Raw genomic sequence first — 2,752 nt, 5'->3', positions numbered from 1 at the left:
AAGACCGGGCTGCGCCTGCAGAACCGGAACCAGGGGAAAGAATGTTCCAATCAGAAAAACGCCGACTACGAAACGAAGGGACACATCCACCCATGACGCGAAGGAAATCAAACCAGTCGAAAAGCGAACCGGAACCGGTAAAAGGTTGAATGGAAGCAGTGTCTTTATCGCCTTTTTAATTCCCATACCCCGACTCAAAGTGATTTCGGGCCAAACTCAATCTGTTTAATGCTTTCCGACTCAAGGAAATGTGGTTCTTGTGACGTCCAGGATGAGGTACCGCTGACCGGAAGCGAGCACTCGATGCATCCCGCAGTTTCGATATACCATTCGGTATTCGAATCAGAGTGAATCAGCCGTTGCTCTCCATGCGCATGTTCGGTCTTTAGGGCTATCGGCGTCGTATCCCGAAGCTCGGATGGCGCTTGTCATGGCGAAGAATCAAGAATCTCAAGCGGCTCTCGCTCTCCTCGAAGACGATGTGGTAAGGGAAGGTCTTCAACTGTGCACTGCGCAATCCCTCGGCGATGAAGTGGAAGCGCTTTGGGTTCTCCTCGACTTTCTTGATCGTCCACTCCACGTCGTCGAAGAAACGGTCGCCCAAGGGAGGCCCTCCTTCCTCGTCGTAATATCCCAAGGCTGCGCGAAGATCCTTCTGGAATAGCCGATGGAATATGGGCTCCACGGGACTCAGCGTCCGAGATTGCGCTTGATATCATCCCATGAGATCGCCTCGTCAGGGCTCTGGTCCAAATCAGCGGATCGGCGCCGCGCTTCCGCGACACCCCCATCCTCGTCAACAAGGAGTGCCGGAAGCGAGGTCAAGAGCTCCCCTGCAAGCTTCGCGCGTTGGTCCTCAGGAAGTTGCAGTGCTTCTTTCTGGATGCTTTCGATGGTCATTGGAACTGAAGATACCAAGGATTCTGCGGCTCGCTGCGAGTTTTTTCGACCGAACCAGTTATTATTTAACAGGTGTTGATGTTTCTGTCCCCGCTATAAAGGTGACATTTTTGACGGAGAAGAACGGAACTGGGTGATGCTTCGGGTTCATGGTGTTATGATTTCCGCAAATAGGAGGGTCATGCAACTTGAATGTTTGAAGATGCCGTTGTATCCGGCGGGGAATTGAACTTGGGTCCTGAGGTGGAAGCGGATTTAACCGCGAAAAATTGACCGTAAGGATCGCGGCATCCGCCTTCGCGCAAGGTTCCGGCGCGACACGGTAAAGCCGCTCCTACAGTTTTTATGCTACAGGTGGCCATTACCGCGGATTCTTTTTGTAATAAAGATGTCCGTCCTCGCCGCCGATCAGTGAATCGGGAATGCCATTTTTATCCCAGTCAACCACGGTGGGACTGGAGGTGTGACCCGATACTTTACGGGAATCAATAGCGCCCATGTTTTTGAGGACCACCTTGCCGTTTTGCTCACCCAGGTTTCGATAGAATTCGGCGTTCTCGCCGTTAAACAGAATATCCAGCTTCCCATCACCATCCCAATCGACAACCTGGAGCTTTCTACGACCGCTGCCACCCGCCGGTCCCCGTATCAGTTTTAACGGCTGCCCGGCTTCGTCCACGAATATGCGTTTGCCAGGAAGTAAAACAAGGCGTTCGTTTTTCAAAGTCCTTTCAAAGAAAGCCAATTCACCTTCGTGGTCCAGCATGACCAGATCGGTAAGGCCATCCTGGTTCCAGTCCACCGCCATGGGCGTGGTTCGCCATTGGGTAACCAGTTCCTTGTCCACGGGATTCCACCAGTTCCAGGCCGGTTTCGGGGTCTTGCCCGGCCATTCCACATTCACCGGACGTGCACTATCCAGTAGTGGTTTTCCAGGTCTGCCGATATTCTTGTACCAAATGATTTTCCCCCAGATGGAGTTTACGATGATGTCCAATAAACCGTCGTTGTCCCAGTCGGCCACGGTTTGCGTGGTGTAACCCCACTTGGCCTCGGCCGGTCCCTGAATGGAACCGTTGGGGCCGGCCTGAATGCGAATGGTGTGCCCTCCGGCTTTCAATAACTTGACAGCAGCCCATTTCGGATTTTCACCACCGCCCAGGTTTTCGAAAAAACCGATGTAACCGGCTGTGTTTCCGCAAATGATGTCGTCGTCACCGTCATGGTCCCAGTCCACTCCAAAGGGTGTGGCCAGGGCACCAAACTTCACGTCCCGAGCCTTCTGCTGAAAATAAACCGGTGGTTCAAAAATGGGAGTTCCGTCCCATTCGATCCCTTTGCCTTCCAGCAAGGCAACCCGGCCGTCCTCATCTCCACAGATCAAGTCCATATCCCCATCACGGTCCCAGTCGAAGGCCACCGGCACGATCATTTGCAGATCCATGGTCAACAGGTCATCCCCGTGCATCAGTTTCTTACCGGCGGCATAAACGGGTTTTGTTCGCGAACCCACATTTTCAAAATAGGTAAACGAATCAAGGAATTCCCCACAGAGAAGATCCAGGTCGCCATCACGGTCGAAATCGACGAAGTTGGGAGAAGGCCAACCGTAAACCTCCACCTCTGCTTTACCAACCCTTAGCTGCCGCGATTTTTCATAAACCGGTTTTTCATTTGAACCTTTGTTGCGCAACCAAAAGACATACCCGCGCAAAGGACCATTGGTCCATTCACCCTTGTCATTGTAGGCATCGTCCCAACCATAATCAGTCCACACGCCCAGGCCGACCACCAGGTCTTGGATCCCGTCGCCATCGTAATCGACATACTTCCATTGCTTGGCCCGGATACG

At 52.8% G+C, this 2,752-nt stretch carries 4 protein-coding genes; 1 reads left to right on the top strand and 3 read right to left on the bottom strand.

Annotation, left to right across the window (positions count from 1 at the left end):
- On the bottom strand, positions 1-186 hold a 186-nt coding region (locus O3C43_25110), incomplete at its 3' end, for a hypothetical protein (protein MDA1069770.1).
- Between the two features lie 244 nt (positions 187-430).
- Between O3C43_25110 and O3C43_25105 the strand changes: the two genes are divergently transcribed.
- A complete protein-coding gene (locus tag O3C43_25105; protein MDA1069769.1) occupies positions 431-664 on the top strand; it encodes a hypothetical protein in 234 nt (77 codons plus the stop codon).
- A 26-nt stretch (positions 665-690) separates the two neighbouring features.
- Here O3C43_25105 and O3C43_25100 read toward each other — a convergent pair whose 3' ends face one another.
- Positions 691-918: an addiction module protein gene (locus O3C43_25100; GenBank protein MDA1069768.1), complete on the bottom strand. Its 228-nt coding sequence runs from the start codon at positions 916-918 to the stop codon at positions 691-693.
- A gap of 343 nt (positions 919-1,261) precedes the next feature.
- A partial coding sequence (locus tag O3C43_25095; GenBank protein ID MDA1069767.1) for a VCBS repeat-containing protein occupies positions 1,262-2,752 on the bottom strand: 1,491 nt, incomplete at its 5' end.

It is taken from the genome of Verrucomicrobiota bacterium (genome assembly GCA_027622555.1).
Classification (GTDB): Bacteria; Verrucomicrobiota; Verrucomicrobiia; order Opitutales; family UBA2995; genus UBA2995.
The sequence above is the reverse complement of the archived record's forward strand: the minus strand, read 5'-3'. Positions and strand labels throughout refer to the sequence as shown.

Excerpts from the sequence above, each read along its gene's own strand:
- O3C43_25105 (MDA1069769.1), top strand. The coding sequence starts at position 431 with ATGGCGAAGAATCAAGAATCTCAAGCGGCTCTCGCTCTCCTCGAAGAC.